Annotated in this window: 15 protein-coding genes and 1 pseudogene; 5 read left to right on the forward strand and 11 right to left on the reverse strand. The window is 54.0% G+C overall.

Annotation, left to right across the window (positions count from 1 at the left end):
- Window positions 1-126 precede the first annotated feature (126 nt).
- Window positions 127-504: a PilZ domain-containing protein gene (locus ABNF92_RS04325; protein ID WP_069183868.1), complete on the forward strand. Its 378-nt coding sequence runs from the start codon at window positions 127-129 to the stop codon at window positions 502-504.
- 13 nt (window positions 505-517) lie between these two features.
- Here the strand turns inward: ABNF92_RS04325 and ABNF92_RS04330 are convergent, their stop codons facing one another.
- On the reverse strand, window positions 518-988 hold the full coding sequence (locus ABNF92_RS04330) for a flavodoxin family protein (protein ID WP_222466420.1): 471 nt from the start codon (window positions 986-988) through the stop codon (window positions 518-520).
- Window positions 989-1221: 233 nt separating this feature from the next.
- Between ABNF92_RS04330 and ABNF92_RS04335 the strand changes: the two genes are divergently transcribed.
- Window positions 1222-1479 (forward strand): hypothetical protein, encoded by a 258-nt coding sequence (locus tag ABNF92_RS04335; protein ID WP_336119294.1) that lies wholly within the window; start codon window positions 1222-1224, stop codon window positions 1477-1479.
- Here the strand turns inward: ABNF92_RS04335 and recA are convergent.
- Together recA and pncC are read right to left on the reverse strand one after the other, a co-directional pair.
- Window positions 1476-2522: a recombinase RecA gene (recA, locus tag ABNF92_RS04340; protein WP_069183871.1), complete on the reverse strand. Its 1047-nt coding sequence runs from the start codon at window positions 2520-2522 to the stop codon at window positions 1476-1478. The genes ABNF92_RS04335 and recA overlap by 4 nt on opposite strands.
- 164 nt (window positions 2523-2686) lie before the next feature.
- Window positions 2687-3187, reverse strand: coding sequence for a nicotinamide-nucleotide amidase (gene pncC / locus ABNF92_RS04345; RefSeq protein ID WP_349343542.1), 501 nt, complete (start codon window positions 3185-3187; stop codon window positions 2687-2689).
- A gap of 480 nt (window positions 3188-3667) precedes the next feature.
- Here pncC and ABNF92_RS04350 point away from each other — a divergent pair.
- From ABNF92_RS04350 to ABNF92_RS04360, 3 genes and pseudogenes are all read left to right on the forward strand, one after another.
- Window positions 3668-3886 (forward strand): annotated as a pseudogene (locus ABNF92_RS04350) (integrase); the annotation flags it as partial.
- A 508-nt stretch (window positions 3887-4394) separates the two neighbouring features.
- Window positions 4395-4871, forward strand: a complete 477-nt coding sequence (locus ABNF92_RS04355) for a metal-dependent hydrolase (protein ID WP_349343543.1) — start codon at window positions 4395-4397, stop codon at window positions 4869-4871.
- A 97-nt stretch (window positions 4872-4968) separates the two neighbouring features.
- Complete coding sequence (locus tag ABNF92_RS04360) at window positions 4969-6501, forward strand: hypothetical protein (RefSeq protein ID WP_349343544.1); 1533 nt, start codon at window positions 4969-4971, stop codon at window positions 6499-6501.
- Between the two features lie 164 nt (window positions 6502-6665).
- Here the strand turns inward: ABNF92_RS04360 and ABNF92_RS04365 are convergent, their stop codons facing one another.
- The 8 genes from ABNF92_RS04365 to cas3 form a co-directional block, all read right to left on the reverse strand.
- Window positions 6666-7406, reverse strand: a complete 741-nt coding sequence (locus ABNF92_RS04365) for an HNH endonuclease family protein (RefSeq protein WP_349343545.1) — start codon at window positions 7404-7406, stop codon at window positions 6666-6668.
- Between the two features lie 65 nt (window positions 7407-7471).
- Complete coding sequence (locus ABNF92_RS04370; protein WP_349343546.1) at window positions 7472-7789, reverse strand: hypothetical protein; 318 nt, start codon at window positions 7787-7789, stop codon at window positions 7472-7474.
- 1943 nt (window positions 7790-9732) lie between these two features.
- Window positions 9733-10446, reverse strand: coding sequence for a type I-E CRISPR-associated protein Cas5/CasD (cas5e, locus tag ABNF92_RS04375; protein WP_349343547.1), 714 nt, complete (start codon window positions 10444-10446; stop codon window positions 9733-9735).
- 7 nt (window positions 10447-10453) lie between these two features.
- Window positions 10454-11482, reverse strand: coding sequence for a type I-E CRISPR-associated protein Cas7/Cse4/CasC (gene cas7e, locus ABNF92_RS04380; protein ID WP_349343548.1), 1029 nt, complete (start codon window positions 11480-11482; stop codon window positions 10454-10456).
- A gap of 13 nt (window positions 11483-11495) precedes the next feature.
- Window positions 11496-12140, reverse strand: a complete 645-nt coding sequence (gene cas6e, locus ABNF92_RS04385) for a type I-E CRISPR-associated protein Cas6/Cse3/CasE (RefSeq protein ID WP_349343549.1) — start codon at window positions 12138-12140, stop codon at window positions 11496-11498.
- Window positions 12137-12694 (reverse strand): type I-E CRISPR-associated protein Cse2/CasB, encoded by a 558-nt coding sequence (gene casB / locus ABNF92_RS04390; protein WP_349343550.1) that lies wholly within the window; start codon window positions 12692-12694, stop codon window positions 12137-12139. The genes cas6e and casB overlap by 4 nt, the downstream gene beginning before the upstream one ends.
- The gene (gene casA, locus ABNF92_RS04395) at window positions 12684-14195 is read right to left on the reverse strand and encodes a type I-E CRISPR-associated protein Cse1/CasA (RefSeq protein WP_349343551.1); all 1512 of its coding nucleotides are present in this window, start codon (window positions 14193-14195) and stop codon (window positions 12684-12686) included. Before casA ends, casB begins: the two co-directional genes overlap by 11 nt.
- A gap of 11 nt (window positions 14196-14206) precedes the next feature.
- Window positions 14207-16747 (reverse strand): CRISPR-associated helicase Cas3', encoded by a 2541-nt coding sequence (cas3, locus tag ABNF92_RS04400; protein ID WP_349344056.1) that lies wholly within the window; start codon window positions 16745-16747, stop codon window positions 14207-14209.
- Window positions 16748-16791: the final 44 nt, after the last annotated feature.

The following is a 16791-nucleotide window of genomic DNA, read 5'->3' on the forward strand; positions in this document are numbered from 1 at the left end:
CGCACAGCGCGCAGGAATTTGTTAGGCAGTTCACAAATCCGTAGCCGTTCATTTTTCAACCAGCCGTTCCGGAACTACACTTCATCTCCCAACCATAAATACAATGCACGCAACGGACGCCAGCGTATGACCAGTGATTCCGCCGAACGCAGAATCAAGGATCGTTACCCCGCCTCCTGCCTGAAGGTTCAGCTCCGGGAGCGTGGCTTCTTTGGTCGGGGCAAGCAACCAACGCCGGTTACCTGCCTGGACCTGAACCGCTACGGTATGGCCGTTCTCTGCCCCAGGCCGGTGGAACCCGGGGCCCGCCTGTTCATGGATTTCGACGGCAAATACATCAGCGAATCGCGGGTTTGCGCCCGGGTGGTGGAGTGTCAACCTTACCAGGCGGGTTATCGCGTCAGCGTCCAGTTCAGCTATTGCCTGGACAAAAAAGGCTATTCGCGCACCGTCGACAATGCTCTCTCCCGCATCGAAGGCTTCTACAACCGGTTTGCCAGCTGATCCGGTTGCGGGCTCACACCAGCCCCGCGTCAAGGCTGGCAGCGACGTACATCCCTAACTCGCGACACTGATCTTCAAACTCATCGCGGTACTCCCCCCTGCAGATCAGAGGCTCCTGTATCAGCTTCCAGCGCAGACCCGTCGTAATGCTTTCAATTGCCCGATTGGTGCCCGTTCCGTCATGGCCCGCCCGAATGTAATAGGCAAAGGGCAACCCCTGGGTTTTCTCGAGGCAGGGATAGTAGCTGCGGTCGAAGAAGTCCTTCAGGGCCCCACTCATATACCCGAGATTCTCAGTGGTGCCCAGAATGATAGCGTCGCAGGCCAGAATGTCTTCAGGCCCCGCATCCAGAGGTGCCATTACCTTGACTTCGACGCTTTCGATGTCTTCATGGCGTGCGCCCTGCTCAGCCGCCTCCCTGAGCTTGAGAGTATTCGGGGAAGGCGCATGAGCGACGATCAATAATCTCTTTTTTGCTTCCATACCGACTCTGATCTGTATCTGAAGAGCAAAGAAACCCAATACTCACCGAGTATGAATTCATTGTGATACCAGCTCAAACCAGAGGAACGGACAGCAAGCACAGATGATCATTATTTGAGCAGCACAGAGACGAAATTAAGAGATCTGTTACGAGAACATTTAAACCATCTGAACGGATACCCTGCAAAGACTCCTGCTTACTATGGACTGAACAGTCAAAGGAGGAAAAATCAATGCATTTTCCCAACAGCAAAAAACTGCAGACTCTCTATCGTCAAATGAAATACAGAAGGTGGATCAGAATCCAGCTGCAACAGGCTGGAGGGGCAGATTACCTCAGGCGCCTGGAAGTCGACATCGGTGCTGAACCGGGTCACTTCAGGAGAGAGCTGGAAAGAAGACTGATACCTGAAAGGAAAGCCGAAGGTAACGGTGGTGCGGCAGGTCTGGATCTACACCTGCCGCCCCTGACATCGCTGAGGAAGGTTTAGAGAAGCTCGCCGTTCGCTTCTGCGGGCGCCTCTTCAGCGTCTTTCTTCGAGACCGGCTTGGGCATCAGCTTGTCACGAACCTTGGCTTCAATCTCGTTAGCAATGTCCATGTTTTCCTCCAGGAACTTGCAGGCATTCGCCTTGCCCTGGCCGATCTTGTCGCCGTTGTAGGCGTACCAGGCGCCGGATTTATCCACAAAGCCTTCCTTGACCCCCATATCCAGGACTTCCGCCATGTGGTAAATGCCCTTGCCGTACATGATCTGGAACTCGGCCTGTTTGAACGGCGGGGACACCTTGTTCTTGACCACTTTCACGCGGGTCTCGTTACCCACCACCTCGTCGCCGTCTTTAACGGAACCGATACGGCGGATATCCAGGCGCACAGAGGAATAGAATTTCAGGGCGTTACCACCGGTGGTGGTTTCCGGGCTGCCGAACATGACGCCGATTTTCATACGGATCTGGTTGATGAAGATCATCAGGCAGTTGGCATGCTTGACGTTACCCGTCAGTTTCCGCAGCGCCTGGGACATCAGTCGCGCCTGCAGGCCAACGTGGCTGTCGCCCATCTCGCCCTCAATTTCCGCTTTTGGCGTCAGGGCGGCGACCGAGTCAACGATGATCACGTCAACCGCATTGGAACGCACCAGCATGTCGGCGATTTCCAGGGCCTGCTCACCGGTATCCGGCTGGGACACCAGAAGATCGTCCACATTCACGCCCAGCTTCTCGGCGTAGACCGGGTCGAGGGCGTGTTCGGCGTCGACAAACGCACAGGTTTTACCCGCCTTCTGTGCCTCGGCAATCACCTGCAGGGTAAGCGTGGTTTTACCGGAACTCTCAGGGCCGTAGATTTCACAGATTCGACCGTAAGGCAGACCGCCAATACCCAGGGCAACGTCCAGGCCCAGAGAACCGGTGGAGACCGCAGGAATGGCTTCGCGGGGCTGGTCACCCATTTTCATCACGGCGCCCTTGCCGAACTGGCGCTCAATCTGCCCAAGTGCTGCGCTCAATGCTTTCTTGCGGTTGTCTTCCATCAGTGCAAACCCTCTGTCGCCGGGGCCGCCGGGCCCCAATCAAGGCCGGCAGCGAAATAGTGGATCGGGAATCTCTACAGCTTGACCAGTCAATTCCCTGTATATTTGAACAGTATTAAAACATAACCCGGAGAGGAGACCAACCCCTGCGGATGTGAAAGCCGTCAGAGTTCGCCCACAAAATCGCTAACCCCTTGAAGAGCAAACAGAACGGCCTGGCGGCGGACCTGATCACGGTCGCCCTCGAAGTGCTTTACCAGCGCCACGGTGGTGGCCGGACTGCTGCCCCAGGCGAACCAGACGGTACCGACAGGCTTATCCTCGCTGCCACCGCCAGGCCCGGCAACGCCACTGATGGCCACGGCAACGTCGGCATCTGTTGCCACCAGGGCGCCGACCACCATTTCCCGCACCACCGGCTCGCTGACCGCACCATGCTCATCCAGCGACTTCCGGGTCACGCCCAGGAGCCCCTGCTTGGCCTCATTGCTGTAGGTTACCAGACCGCCGAGCACATAGGCCGAAGACCCCGCCCGGTCGGTCAGCACCTTGGCAACCCAGCCGCCGGTACAACTTTCTGCCGTAGCCACTGTACGGCCGGTGCGCAGCAACCGCTCACCGAGGCGATTGCCTGCGTCCTCCAATTCCTGATCGCTGGCCAGCATAATGACCTCCTTCATTTCATCGCGGCGGTTATTTTCTTACAATTCACGCCTTCATCCAAAGCAAGGCTAACGGACCCGTTCATGTCAGCAGCTCAGACCGATCTTTCCAAGCACACCCCAATGATGCGGGGACTTAAGTAAAAAAGGAGCCAACCACATTGTTTTAATTGATGTTTTAAAGAATTCCGCGAAACGCCGGAACACTCAAAACACGGTAAAACACGGATAAACACGCCCCCTTTTGCCCCAAATTTGTCCCAAGTGTGTGGTCCAAGCTTCAAAATTTTCAAATTATGAGAAGCCACCACTGAGGTCAAACAAGGACCTTGCGTCGTCCAGCTTTATACCGGCTGCAAGAAATTATTCCCTGCAACTCTTCCAACTGATACTAAAGCTGGCAGTGTCCCCGAAGACCTGAGACAGCGCTGAAGCTTATTTAATACCAAGACTGTTACGGCTTGCATCTCGATCTATCCAGGAACAGCATTTACCCGGCTCAGGGATCACGGCTGGCACCGGAATTTCGTGGAAAAGCAACTGGCACACGTTGAAGGCGGGACCGCCGGGGTGTACAACAAAGCGGAGTATCTACGTCAGCGTCGGCAGATGATGCAGTGGCATGCCGATTACCTGGACGCCCTCAAGGACGGAACCGCAAGCCGGCGCCAGCCGGAGTTTAAAGCTTCGGTGCTGACTTGACCCCGGGAGTCGTTGACCACTTCAAGTCTCGACATCGCAAGCTAACCTTTTTCGTTGTTTCACAATTGCAGGTGGATAATTCCAGCGAGGACTGCCAACCTCCTAATTGCTAGAGCTTTTAGGGATTGACGGAGGTCTGAAAAGCCCCCGGAGGAGACCTGGGGGCTTTTTACTAACGAGGGGAATAACGTGCGTCTTTTTGTTGTATGCGTTGTGTCTGTCTTTTTGACAGGCTGTAGTTCCGATAAGTTTTATTGGGGGCCACCCAAAAATCCGCAGACGGGTTCTTACCAGATCCCGCAATCAAACGCCCATCAATACATTATTACCCCACAACAGCTTTACCAAACTCCAAACACACAACAAACACCTACTTGGGGCAACCAGCCCAAACGAAACATCAAATGTCACCGAGCCACTGACGGTATTCTCAGATGCTGGGAGTGAGTAGAAAAAAGCCCCGTTTGACCGGGGCTAGGTGAATTCACACTCAAGGACCGAGAGAACGATGCCCATCACACCCCTGCACTTCGGCGCACTGGCCCCGGTGAACCATTGGTTCCCGGGGAAAGTGTCGCTGGTGTCGTTTACATTGGCCAATCTGGCAATGGACTGGAATGCGATCCAGTATTACCTATTTGGCCTGGAGCCACCTCTGGAGCTACACAGTCCATTCACGCACAGCCTGTTGGCTGCCGTCATCTTCGCCACGATTCTTTCAGTACTGCCTTTGAAGTGGATTGGTAAATGGGTGTGCGGGGCGTTTCTGGGCACGGTGTCGCATGTGGTGCTGGATGCACTGGTTCACAGTGAGATGCAGCCGTTCTACCCGATCCACTGGAATCCACTGTACGCGGGGCTCATGGAGCCCCTGACGTGGATCCTGCTGCCGTTGATGATCTGGTTTATCGTTCAGACCGTGTCATCGTGCAGTGATTGGGTCCGCAAGCGCCAGGAGGCGAGGCAGGCCCCTTTAGAATCTTGACGACTCGGGATTCTTGAACTGTGATCTATCCAAGCTCTTTTCCACTTTCAACGTGTTGAGACGGTAGCGCTTAAACCAATCTCAGGTAGGACACTTGATGAAACCGCAACGAATTATCAGTTTGATATTTTTAACGCTCGGACTGAGCGCCTGTGGTGGGGGATCTGGTGGAGGTGATGGAACAGAATCAGCAGGAGAAACCACTTCACTATTGAGTAAGACCTTGGTCATCGAAGATCCAGCCAGCTCTTACAACCTTCCATGCGAAACGCCTGCGATCCAGTTTGTAATTCCGACACAGATTAATGGCGACAACCAAGAGGATTTCATCGTCCATTACTGGTGCGAAGCAGAGGAATTCGGTGTTGTGCGTGCAGACCCAACACCCGATGCACTAGTCGCGCTTGTAAGCCAACCGGATAGCTCCTATGAACCGGACAATTTGGCCGTGTTCGGCGAGGACTACCCGCAGCTCGGTGGCGCCAGCCGGAAATACGTGAGAGGCGACTTAAACGGTGACGGCAAAGACGATTTTGCGTTTGCCATGAACTGGGAGGATGGCCGAAGCGGCCAGGATCCCACCACCAATGCCACCAGGCCCTCGGTCATTCTCTCAGAGCCCAACGGTCGCTTCAGCGTGAAGCGTCTCGGGGTAGCAGATTGGGGCCACGCCGTTGAGATGGTCGATAATTCGCTCGGCGGTAAAGATGTGGTGTTTGAGGGCTTTGTCTACGGCATCGGCTCACAGGCCTACCGAAACGTAGATGGCCAATGGATCGATGCTAGCGACGAATATCAGGACAACTCACCGAACAATTCCTGGGCAACGTCATTCCGGTCATTACCCGGCGATTCCGGTCAAGAGTCGAAGACCATTGTCGCCGCCGCCAGTAAAACAGATGGTTCTGGTCTTGAAGCGTTCACCCGATCAACGGACGGATTGTGGGAGGTAACCGGAGACTGGTTCATCGATGTAGAGTTCACCGTCAACTGGATCACTTGGCAGAGAACAGAGGGTACAACGCAAGTAATACGCTTGAACGGCCAGCAATACTTCTCGGGTGCTGTTGATGATATCTGCCTCATGCAACCTTTGGATGGTGGTGATGGAACTCCCCTAGTGGTCGCAAAAATCAGTGCCGCAGAATACACCGACGGCAATGTTATTTATGAGGATGTTGTATACGAGGAATCTGTGAACACTCGCACAGTCAACGTCATGGCTTTCTTTGAATTGGATCAGGGCAAACTCACGGAGATCCCATCTCCGATCATAGGAGAAGAGCCTAATAATAACTTCAACTTCTTTGACTGTCGGGACATCAATAATGATGGGCATGCAGACCTCACCGTGTTTCCGTTCACCCAATCATGGAATGATTTGCGAATGGAGGAAGCTGGGAAACCGATCTTTTACATCAACAATCAACAAGGCAACTTAGTAAACCTCGACGTATCCACGCTGCCAGGACATTCATCCGGCGGACAAGGTGGCCTGCAGAGCACGATAAGTGATGTAAACCAAGATGGTCATATCGATGTAATTCTCTTTGGGCTCACAGCAGCGGACAATACTGACGATATCGAAATCCTGTTATTGCAAGACGACCTGCAGCTGAAAACTGAATAGATCGTTCACACTGGGCGCTGGATAACTCGAAAATGGCAGGTATGGGTCCTCACAAGCTCGCCTGCCAACACTCGGTGCCAGGTTTTCCGCAACGAATCGCTCAGACGGCGTTGCGCCGACTGTTTAGCCAGCGTTTAACTGCCTAATACCGACTGACATGCGCATCAGCAGTAATTCTCAAGCTGTCTTTCGAAATGGGACCGCCGCCTGTTGTGTGCGTCTAGGCCATAGATCTTCACGATCCGGATGAACCTACTAATATACTGGCATCGCCCCGTTGGCGGCAGCCACTCTTCGGGTCCTCTGGCGCCTTTCTGACTGTTGAGAGACAGCTCCACACTCCAAAGATTCACAGGGTCGTTGGCGAACGCCTCCCGCTTTCCCTGGGGCCAGGAACTGGCGCCATGATCCCATGCCCACTTCAACGGAACCACATGGTCAATGTCGATGTCCGAGGCGTTCTGGATAACCTTGCCCGTGAACGGACTGACCCAGCGGCCTGAGACCACCCTACAGCGGCTCTTATCGGCAAACCGGACTTTGGTAGTGGATTGGGCAATCAATGCCTCAGCACGGCTGTCCTGGCAATCTCCATCGGCATCATCCCAGCCATGGCCAAAAGCTGAGCGATCGTAGCCCGATTGCTCACCTGATGACTTCTGAGGATTATTCAGCAAACTCAGTGATATCCCGGCTGGTAGCTGTAGTAGCTCACCTCCGGAGCCCAGACACGCCTCGAGCGTTGAAAACGGCAGGTAGGTCTTCGTTCGTTCATACCACCGACTCTCCGGCGGATGACATAAACCACTGTTGGCCTTCTTCACTACATCTGCAGCCGCTGCACTACTGATTAGTCCGAACCAGAGGATGACAACACAGTGCAGAAGGTACGGGATCCGAGTCATTCAGGTCATTCACTCACTTGAAGCAGGTTTCAGTCACGAGAAGGTTTCAGATGGTTCAACGCTGGTTAAGGCTTTCGGCCCAGGACATCCGGCTTAGACGACAACACCCGGATCATCGGCTTCCGGCCTTCCATCACTCCAACAACACCGACATCCCCGACGGACGCCCCTACCATGTAGACACAGGGACCAAGGCGTTTGTAGGGTTCGAGCATCATGGTTCGCCAAGCCTCGATGTCAAGCAGAACTGACTTCAACTCCGGCACCATGCTGAGAATTCGACGATCTGCCACACCGAGCCAACGAGAACGCACAATACCATCTGCAGTGACGATCCCCACTGGCTCCATAGAGGCAAAGGCCTGAAGTGTTGCGTAGGCCATGTTTTGACGACGCCGAAACTCCACTATCAGCAGGCCCGATCTGTATAGTGGCGCATCAACGGAATGCCGTATGGAACGGATTGAAACGCTCTACTTGTGAAAAACCGCATGAACACGCTGCCCAATCTAAAATACTGTATATATAACCAGCATTTTGTTGAGCAAGAAGGGGGAAGTCAACGCTCGGTTGATTCAGTTCGTTTAACTACCAGAATGAATATGGTGCCAGACCTCTCCCTGACAAGTCACACCACTGGGCAGGTGTCGCGTTCGCCTGGCATCCATGCCGGCTCTTAGGCGCTGATCTTCCTGACCAGCTGGCTCAACTATTAGTCTACGCAGTAAATACGCTGTGAATGTGAGACATCTCTCAACCGTCTGTGCGTAATGCAAACGTTAAGGCGCCCTCCTACGCTGTAGTTTTGGATATCACTCTGATCTTCAGATGCATCCGACTCCAAGTATTTAGGCATGTACTGCGAAATTCCAAACCGCTACACGCTGTTTTCTCTTATAGACAATCTCCTCCAGGCATGCTGGAGAAAAGAGACCACCACTAAGGAAACTAAGGTAGACCACGAAACACCCCCACGTTTGTGAGGAACACCATTGGTTTCCTGACCGATGGCAAGACTGTAAAAGAAACACCTCCACTTACATGGAGAATATATGACCAAATAGTCGTTACCAATTTTGGTGTCGGAAACACCCCCACGCACGTGGGGAGGAACACGGCAAGGAAAAGCCGGCGCCCGCCCTGCTGGAAGCACCCCCATAGGCATGGGGAATACTCGGACCCCATCCACTCCTCAGAGTCGTGGACGGAAACACCCCCACGCATGTGGGGAAGACTGGAAAAAGCAGCCGTGTTCGATTCTGTAGGTGGAAACACCCCCACTCACGTGGGGAAGACCGAGGGCAAGGCGGATTCGGATTGTGCTGGGTGGAAACACCCCCGCTCACGTGGGGAAGACGGGAACACCCCTTCAAGTTCCATACCCTCGATAGAAACACCCCCACTCACGTGGGGAAGACTCGAGAGAATGCCTTGGAGTCAGATCGCCCAAAAGAAACACCCCCACTCCCGTGGGGAAGACCCGATCCATGAACACGCGGTATAAGCGTCTTTGGAAACACCCCCACGTGTGTCGGGAAGACCCGCTGCCCAAGAACAAGGCCGACACGGTGAAAGAAACACCCCCACGTGCATGGGGAAGACCAGTAGATGCGTTCCGCGTTGCACACTTTCACGGAAGCACCCCCACAGGCGTGGGGAAGACCAGTCCGCGACTTTTCCCGCTCCCGTTCCGTTAGAAACACCTCCACCTAGTTGGAGAACATGGAACAAACTTCAGCATAGGCCCGTATGCCTGAGAAACACCCCCACCTGCGTGGGGAAGACAGATTCAGCGTTGCTCGCCCCCCTGGCGTGACGGAAACACCCCCACGTATGTGAGGAATAAGTTGATATCAATCTGCTGGGCAAGGCAATGCATGAAACACCCCCACACACGTGGGGAAGACGCCGAGTCCATGGGTGTGGATGACTGGGAGGAGGAAACACCCCCACCTTGATGGGGAAACAGTGATCGGATCGTAAGTCAGGCCCAGCGGGCAAGAAACACCCCCACGTGTGTGGGGAAACCTACCCCTTCTTGCGGACTAGCGCCCTCCACTTAGAAACACCCCCACTTGCGTAGGGAAGACGCCTTCGGTGCCGGCTGGGTGGTCAAAGGCAAGGAAACACCCCCACTCACGTGGGGAAGACTTCTGTCTCAACCACCAAAGCACCGATGCAGTGGGAAACACCCCCAATGAATGGGGATAGTAGGGAGGTATTTTAAAGAGCGTGACACAACAGACTTACGAGCTCAGAACTGGATGTTTTCCTGCCGGAAAACACGCAGAACTAAAGCCAGCAACATGAAGCTATTAATAACGCTCTACCGAGAAATCGACTGGACCGTAATCTGACGATCCCGATATTTTTTCCTTTGCCCGAACGTCACCGGGATATCATTGATGGTCAGAACTTCCCCATCGGCCTCACCCTGAACCACCTGAAAGGCGGCACTCCGACTTTTCTGTTCTGCCAATACTTCTCCTGCTTGCAAAGCCGCCTCAGCGCCAGGAAAAGTGCCTTGGTAGATGAACTCCGTCGGTACGCAGTTCTTTCTTCCCAGGTACACATCCCACACTGGATTGATCAAGGCTTGGACTGCGTCTTCGATCAGTGACTCCGGCCCCTGTAACGCCACGGCATACGCCATGTCCTGCAGGTAGTAGCGATACGTCATTTTCGTCCCACCACCAACAGCTTTTTTCCCTTCACCGGTCTTCGGGATCATGAGACTGCCCCAAGGATCTTTGTCGTCATAGCCACTCCCAACCATGTGGAAATCCATCAGAAGTGGCTGCCGAGTCATGGCTCGCCCTTGGCGGTCCTGTGGGACATAAGCGACCACTTGCATATCGAGGTCGGCCCAAGCTTTCAGCCACTCGGATTCCTCTCCGCCGGCTCCCCGAGCACTACAGATAAGCCCCAGGACGCCAGATTTAGTCGGAAAATCCAGACTGTCACGACGACCGAACTTGGAGTCATGCCCCCAGGATTGCAGTGGCGCTTCCAACCACAACAGTAGATAAGGATCGCTCATGGACACCTCAGTAGGCATAGCTTTTTAGCGCAGACACCAGGTCGTCGACCGAGAAGTTCTCGTCTTCACCCCAGTCATAGCTGGCCTGCTTACCAAACAATGAACCAGACAACTTCTCTTTTTTATCAAGGTAGGTTTTTAACGCATCAACACTGGGTTGCAGGTAACCACCTTCTTTGGACTTTACGGCTGTTTCAAAGGGCACCTGCAACCGCTGCCCCTTGCGAACCATGACCCGAGCAAACTCCCAGGGACTTGCGCCAGATTGAGTGCTCTGACGAGCGTTAGGCACTGCGACAAACAGGGCTTGTGTGAAGGCTTCGATCGCCTTTTCCAATGCTTCATCGTCCAAGACCTGAGACAACTGGCCCAGATCGAGGCTGACATACCGATAATAAGTGGCGGAGTTAAACTCCAGGCTTCCCATGTGCGCCGACCCCTGATCGGTTCTGAGGTCGTCCAGTGCCGTAAAGAACTCAACCTCATTACTGACTTTGTGGGTCGAGATCGCGTGTGCAAACGAAGCAGCCGCCTCAACGTTCATGTCTGGGGCTTTTGCGACCATCCGACCGAACAAAGCAATGTCGAAGGCATCAACTGCCGGGTTAAGCGCCTTTTTAGCAATCTTCGTGAGCTCTTTGTCCTTGAAGCCAGCTGGGTCAAACCCTTTTTCCTTGGCGTACTCCGCAAAGGCGGCTGCTTCACTGTCACTCACGAACAGCAACGTATCATCAATCAATAAGTCCGCGAGTTTCTTACCGCAGGCTTGCGCGGCCTCTTCATCGGCACCGGCTGCGACGCAGGCTTGTGTAAACATCGTTTCTGACTGTTTAGTCCGGGTAGCCAACTTTACGCCGAAGTCATGAAGAGCCAGGCGCACCTGACGCTTCCAGCATTGGGAACTGACCCTGGCTCGCGTAGTGCCGCCGACGATAGCCGTCTTGGGCGCACCGACATCGTCACGGTTCAGACATGTAACAGGAAATGACTGAAGGATATGGTACTCAATGCGGGTATTGGTCTTTGTGTTGGTCATTCTGGAGATCCTTTCAAGAATACAATGTGTCGGTGATCGGAACGATTTGCAGTAGGCCGCACCCGAAGGCACGGGCACGCCCTATTCCAAGCCTGAAGCTGGTCTTGAATTGTTCTGGGTCGATAACCTGAAGTTCACCCTGAAGGCTTGCCTGGGCAATAGTGACAGGGTTTTTGGCTTTGTCCTTGAAGCGCTGAATGTTCACTTGATCAACTTGGAGATGATCTGGGCTCACTTGGAAGCCCCAGCTTTTCTCGGCTCGCTCACAGAACCAGGCCTTGATGGCGTCCCGACCTTTCACCGGAAGGAGTTTTCGGGTGGCGCTATCACGTCGGGTCGGATTGACAACGACCTGGAACCGGTAGCGCTCATAATCCAGAAAGTCGTCAGGAACGGCTTTACTCTGGACTTCACCATAGCCGCCCTCTAGACAGTTGGCGGGTGGACGATCTGCAAGCAGTAGCACCTTCCGGTTCAGAACGTCACCGCCTTGGTCAGCAAACAGGATGCCGCTGGCTGTGCTGCCTTGCTTTTCTTTATCAGAACGGACGTCGTCATAAAGGCTGTAAACCACCCGATGCAACGAGTAAGGGTCCGTGATTCTGAGTTCCTTTACCGCTTTGCGATCCAGGTGAAGCACACTGGCGATCATTGTCATGACGGTGCCTCCTCTGAGTCTGCGTGGGCTGAATGCGAATAAAAGTCCTGAGCCCACTGCGCTTTTACCCGTTTATCATCAAACGGGAACAGCCGTAGCTCTTTGAGAAGGCGAGTAAAGTTTAATGGCCGGGCCACTTTGCTATCGATTAAAGACAGTGTTGAACGGAGTATTCGGCACACTTCAGGCAGATCATTACAGGCCAGCAGCCTTCGGAGTCGTGCTTTTGCCTGATTACTTTCCTTACCGTCTTCGTAGCACCGGGCAATGGCCTGTCCCAGCGTCAACTTCCCATCCCGTTCTGCCTTGGATTTAGCAATGGCACTGGCCACAGTGACAAACGGCAGGCGTTGGTTCTCCCACTCAAGATCAACACCAAACGACGCAAGCAGTTCCCAACTCTGGTATTCCATGGCTGGGTTGTCTGCGCGCCTGAGCTTGGCTGCCAGCCCTTTATCTTGTCCGCACCTTCTAATGACCCCTTCAACAAACCGATGCTCCCAGCTGCTTGGACTGGAATCGGCCGTTGGGGGCGCTGTACCGTTAGCTTCCATGGTTCACGGTCTCCTGTTGAAGAAATTGTCTGGTATTGGGTCGGCACTTTGCCCAAGCATCAAGTTGACGTGCAGTTTCTCGCGGACAGATCTGGTCGTAGGCCTGGTGCACATAGCCTGCAAATTGCCGACGCAGTTGGGTTCGCCGATCCTGGCTTTCTGGGTCGGTACCGCAAGAATCGACGAGGTCTTGAAAACGACGCTCACACAATTGCCAAAAGAGATGAGAAGCCTGTGCGGCCAACTTTGAGCCATCCATCTTCTGCTCTTTGAAGAACATGGACACTCGCCCGTACAGTCCTTTTGCCAAAGTATCGAGGGCATCCATCTCGGCCTTGAGGTTTGAAAACCAAATGGCGCCCAGCAGGTCGCTGTCCAACCAGACAATGGACTCCACGAAGTCATCGCTCCCTGAGACGTACTGCTCCCCAGCGTTACTGCTTACCCTTAAACCACCGGACCAAATAGCGAACGAGTCCATCACATCACGGACTCGCCCCAAGCCAAGAGCAATCTGATGACTGTGGAATCCTTGGGATTTTTCTTGGCCGATGAAGCTCAACAGAGAGGTCAGCTCCCGCCAGGGTCTTTTTTCCGGGTTTACCCAAAGCGCCTTGGGCTCTTTGCCGGAATAATTGATGGCAACAGTAGGGTCCACAACACCCTCCTTGTAACCAGGATGTGGAACCCCTTCTGAGTAGTGAAGTCCTGAGTCCGTCAACAAGCAAAACCTGCATAAGGGAACCAGGCGCCCCTGCAATGATTGGGCTAAGGCTCGGGCAGTTGCGCAATCTTCTCCCTCTGGCATAGCTTCCCAAGGAGCAGTTCCGACGCCTTCGGGAAACATATTGGTCTGTTGAACTTGGGCATGGGTCAGCATATTCAGCCAGAGCGTTTCGTGTAGCGTGGAGCCCAAGAGCAGACTATGCAGGAACCCCATGAAGCCCAGAGAGGGGCCTGGTTTACTGGACGACGGTTTATTGTTGTTATTCAGCTTGCCTCGGTAACCCGGCGTCAGGGTTACTTTGTTGTCCGTCTTTTTGCCAGCCAAAGCAAACCCCATGAGAGAAACGATCAATACCGCCTTCTCCGAATCCGTGAGCTCACGATCGACCTGGGATTGGCTAAGAACGGTAGTATTGCCCGTAGAGATCTCCGGGAGTGTCGCCCCAAAGCTCTGCACGGCGGCTCGGGAAACCTCAGGCATTTGCAGGAACGGTTGATCACCGTACAAATAGAATCGGTCATACCAACGATCAAGGTAGTCACAACATCGCTTTGCAAGTCCATCTGAACCCAGGGAACGCCAACCGTCCTCATTATCAGGCGTAGCTGCGGCTTGGGCGATGGCGAGCAGGAGTTTGGTCACCGCTACCTTTTGCACCGGTGTTCCACCCAGCATACGCAGCTTTGTGTTCTCAAAGACCTGACGCAGGCTGACATTACCCACATCGGCAACAGGTATCCATGGTTCATCTACCAGATTGAACCGATTCTCCATGTCTAGATTTCCTATTGTTTGATTAACCGGTAGCCCAAATCTTTACGGTAGTTCAACGCGTGTTTGTCGTGCGCGGGAAGGCCTCCGACATCAGTCACACGCCCATTTTCATCAACAATACCGATACGCAACAGGGCTTCATCATGATCTGGGTTACCAAGGTAGAAACAGTTCTGTAGGCCGAACCGCTCAAGCACTGTGAGTGGCAAGGCGCTGGGAGCATCCTGAATACGAACTGAGACGACCTGCTTCATTAGTGTTGCACTGAGGGTGCGCCAAGAACGCTTGGTCAGGCTGTTGCGCCTCCAAGGCAGGTGAACCAACTGTCCGTCCAATAGAGTGACCTTACTTTTCTGGCTGTCAGAGCTTATCTCCAGCCCACGCAGGAGAAGAACGTCACAGCTCTCCGCGTCACTGTACCGTGTCTGAGCTTTTTGCTCAGGGAGCGTGTTCCCCGCGTCGGATAACGTGACTCTGGCTAACTGACCAAGTGCCTTACGCCCTTTGCGCCATCGGGTACCGTGGTCCAGCTCATGAAGCCACGTTGCCATATGTCCACTCTCTGCCCGTTCGATATACGTTTGTCCAATTAATGTACGGATATCGTCGGGAAGCAAAACCGAGGAGCGTTCTTGCCATACCTCCAGGCTCCGACACAGGACGTAAGGACTGTAAACAAAGGCTGTACCGCCAAAGCTTTTCGAAGGGTCTGCGACTGCCTCGTCTACTCCAGGAGCCAGCATCCAAGCCTCACAAACGGCAGTGTCCGGTCTCGGCGTATCGGGATGTCGCCACAATCGGCCGAGTCGTTGGAGCAACATGTCCGTCGGCGCAAACCGGCTCAACATAAAGTCGGCGTCAATATCCAGTGATTGCTCTAACACTTGGGTACCGATAAGAATCCGGCCCGTATTACGGCGATCAGGCCAGCCATCGCGACCGAACAGGCTCACCCAATGATCCTCGATTTCCTGACGGTGATCCGGCGTAAAACGAGAATGTAGCAGCCCGCAGTGAATACCGAGTTCGGTCGCACGAGCCGCAACGTCCAGAAAACGTTGTTGGGCTTCGTTGACTGTATTCTCAATCCAAAGGACCTGCTGCCCCTGCATTGCCCGCCGCAATGCCTCTTCTACGGCAACCTGTCCATCTTCAACAACTTGAATGGCAACGGGTTGGCCTGTAGGACTGGACACAGGCACTTCGGTGAAGGATTGATCCTGAGGAACCGCTGTTACAAGCGGGTAGTCATCGCGTTGGGGAAAGCAAGCCAGAAGCACCTGTCGACGCTCCCGACTCAGGGTCGCAGTGAGAATAATGACCGTACAGTGCAGTGAGCGTAACAAATCAACCAAGGCATCAAGCAGAGTTCCCGTGTAGGCATCGTAAGTGTGCACTTCATCCAAGATCACCACTTTACCCGCCAAACCAAAAGCACGAACAAAACCGTGCTTCACGTTCATGGCCGCCATCAAGGCTTGGTCGACGGTGCCCACGGCGAATGGTGCCAGCAGGCCACGCTTTGCATGATTGAACCAAGCACCTCCTGGCTGCCCTTCCTCGCCCATTTCCGTCTCCAGAAGCCAGGCCTGTCCATGCAGTAGCAGGGAGCGGTGGGGACAGTTCTCCGCGAGGATGCCTTCAAGAAATCTGTTGAAGCGTTCGTATATCTTGTTGGAGGTCAACTGGGTTGGAAGTGCGAAGTAAATACCCGTTGCTCTCCCCTGATCGAGCATGCGGTAGGCGGCATACAGCGCCGCCTCTGTCTTGCCCAAGCCCATTGGGGCCTCCAGCAGATAAACGCCCGGTGACTGAACCTGGTCAATAAACGCTTGTTGGGCAGGACGGGGAGCAAAGCCAAACACATCCTGAAAAGACAGATCAGAACGATAACTGGGCTTGGTAAAGCCGGCAGAGTCCAACGCAGGACTGATGTTTTCTTCCCAGGGGCGGTTTGGGTCTTCGAAGAATTCACCAGACCCAACCCAGTCGGCAACCGACGTTAAACCTGCCAAAACCCTGGCTTGGGGAACCGAATCAACTGGCGGCCATTCCACACTGAAGTGCTGTTTCAGTGCTGAAACCAGTGCCTCACGCTCTTGATGCCAGAGAGCGCCGCCAAAGATCTCATCGTCGAAGCGGAGTCCTCCCAGAGCCGGAGAGAAACCATGGTGCTGTCCTAAAATCTCAGGGACGTACAGGGGTGCATTGAGCTTGTTCGCCGTTATTTGGCTAACACCTGCATGTCCACCCCACTGTTTTTCCGTGACCGGATCAATGGACTCATTGGGTGGGATTCCGTCTATTCCGTTTGTGCAGTTACGCCGGATCTTTTCGACAAAGTAGGGGCTGACCTTGCCAATATCGTGTGAAGCGGCAATCAGCTCCGAACCTTTCGGAAACAGAGCACATCGGATTGCTGAAGGCATCCGGGCGATCAGCTCTTTGGCGGTCTCACCAACAATCTGGCAATGGTTGAAAACGGAGCGTCCAGCAGTGACATGGCCGGAATCCTGGATGAAGGTCTTGGCCGGACAACGTTGATAGGGCAGTGACGCTAGGTCACCAGAATTACCTTGACCTGCTCCCCTCTAGC

The organism is Marinobacter sp. MMG032 (assembly GCF_040112695.1).
Classification (GTDB): Bacteria; Pseudomonadota; Gammaproteobacteria; order Pseudomonadales; family Oleiphilaceae; genus Marinobacter; species Marinobacter salsuginis.

Excerpts from the sequence above, each read along its gene's own strand:
- casB (WP_349343550.1), bottom strand. The coding sequence starts at position 12,694 with ATGGAAGCTAACGGTACAGCGCCCCCAACGGCCGATTCCAGTCCAAGC.
- casA (WP_349343551.1), bottom strand. The coding sequence starts at position 14,195 with ATGGAGAATCGGTTCAATCTGGTAGATGAACCATGGATACCTGTTGCC.
- ABNF92_RS04330 (WP_222466420.1), bottom strand. The coding sequence starts at position 988 with ATGGAAGCAAAAAAGAGATTATTGATCGTCGCTCATGCGCCTTCCCCG.
- ABNF92_RS04325 (WP_069183868.1), top strand. The coding sequence starts at position 127 with ATGACCAGTGATTCCGCCGAACGCAGAATCAAGGATCGTTACCCCGCC.
- ABNF92_RS04360 (WP_349343544.1), top strand. The coding sequence starts at position 4,969 with ATGAAACCGCAACGAATTATCAGTTTGATATTTTTAACGCTCGGACTG.
- cas6e (WP_349343549.1), bottom strand. The coding sequence starts at position 12,140 with ATGACAATGATCGCCAGTGTGCTTCACCTGGATCGCAAAGCGGTAAAG.
- ABNF92_RS04355 (WP_349343543.1), top strand. The coding sequence starts at position 4,395 with ATGCCCATCACACCCCTGCACTTCGGCGCACTGGCCCCGGTGAACCAT.
- pncC (WP_349343542.1), bottom strand. The coding sequence starts at position 3,187 with ATGCTGGCCAGCGATCAGGAATTGGAGGACGCAGGCAATCGCCTCGGT.
- ABNF92_RS04365 (WP_349343545.1), bottom strand. The coding sequence starts at position 7,406 with ATGACTCGGATCCCGTACCTTCTGCACTGTGTTGTCATCCTCTGGTTC.
- ABNF92_RS04370 (WP_349343546.1), bottom strand. The coding sequence starts at position 7,789 with ATGGCCTACGCAACACTTCAGGCCTTTGCCTCTATGGAGCCAGTGGGG.
- ABNF92_RS04335 (WP_336119294.1), top strand. The coding sequence starts at position 1,222 with ATGCATTTTCCCAACAGCAAAAAACTGCAGACTCTCTATCGTCAAATG.
- cas7e (WP_349343548.1), bottom strand. The coding sequence starts at position 11,482 with ATGACCAACACAAAGACCAATACCCGCATTGAGTACCATATCCTTCAG.
- recA (WP_069183871.1), bottom strand. The coding sequence starts at position 2,522 with ATGGAAGACAACCGCAAGAAAGCATTGAGCGCAGCACTTGGGCAGATT.
- cas5e (WP_349343547.1), bottom strand. The coding sequence starts at position 10,446 with ATGAGCGATCCTTATCTACTGTTGTGGTTGGAAGCGCCACTGCAATCC.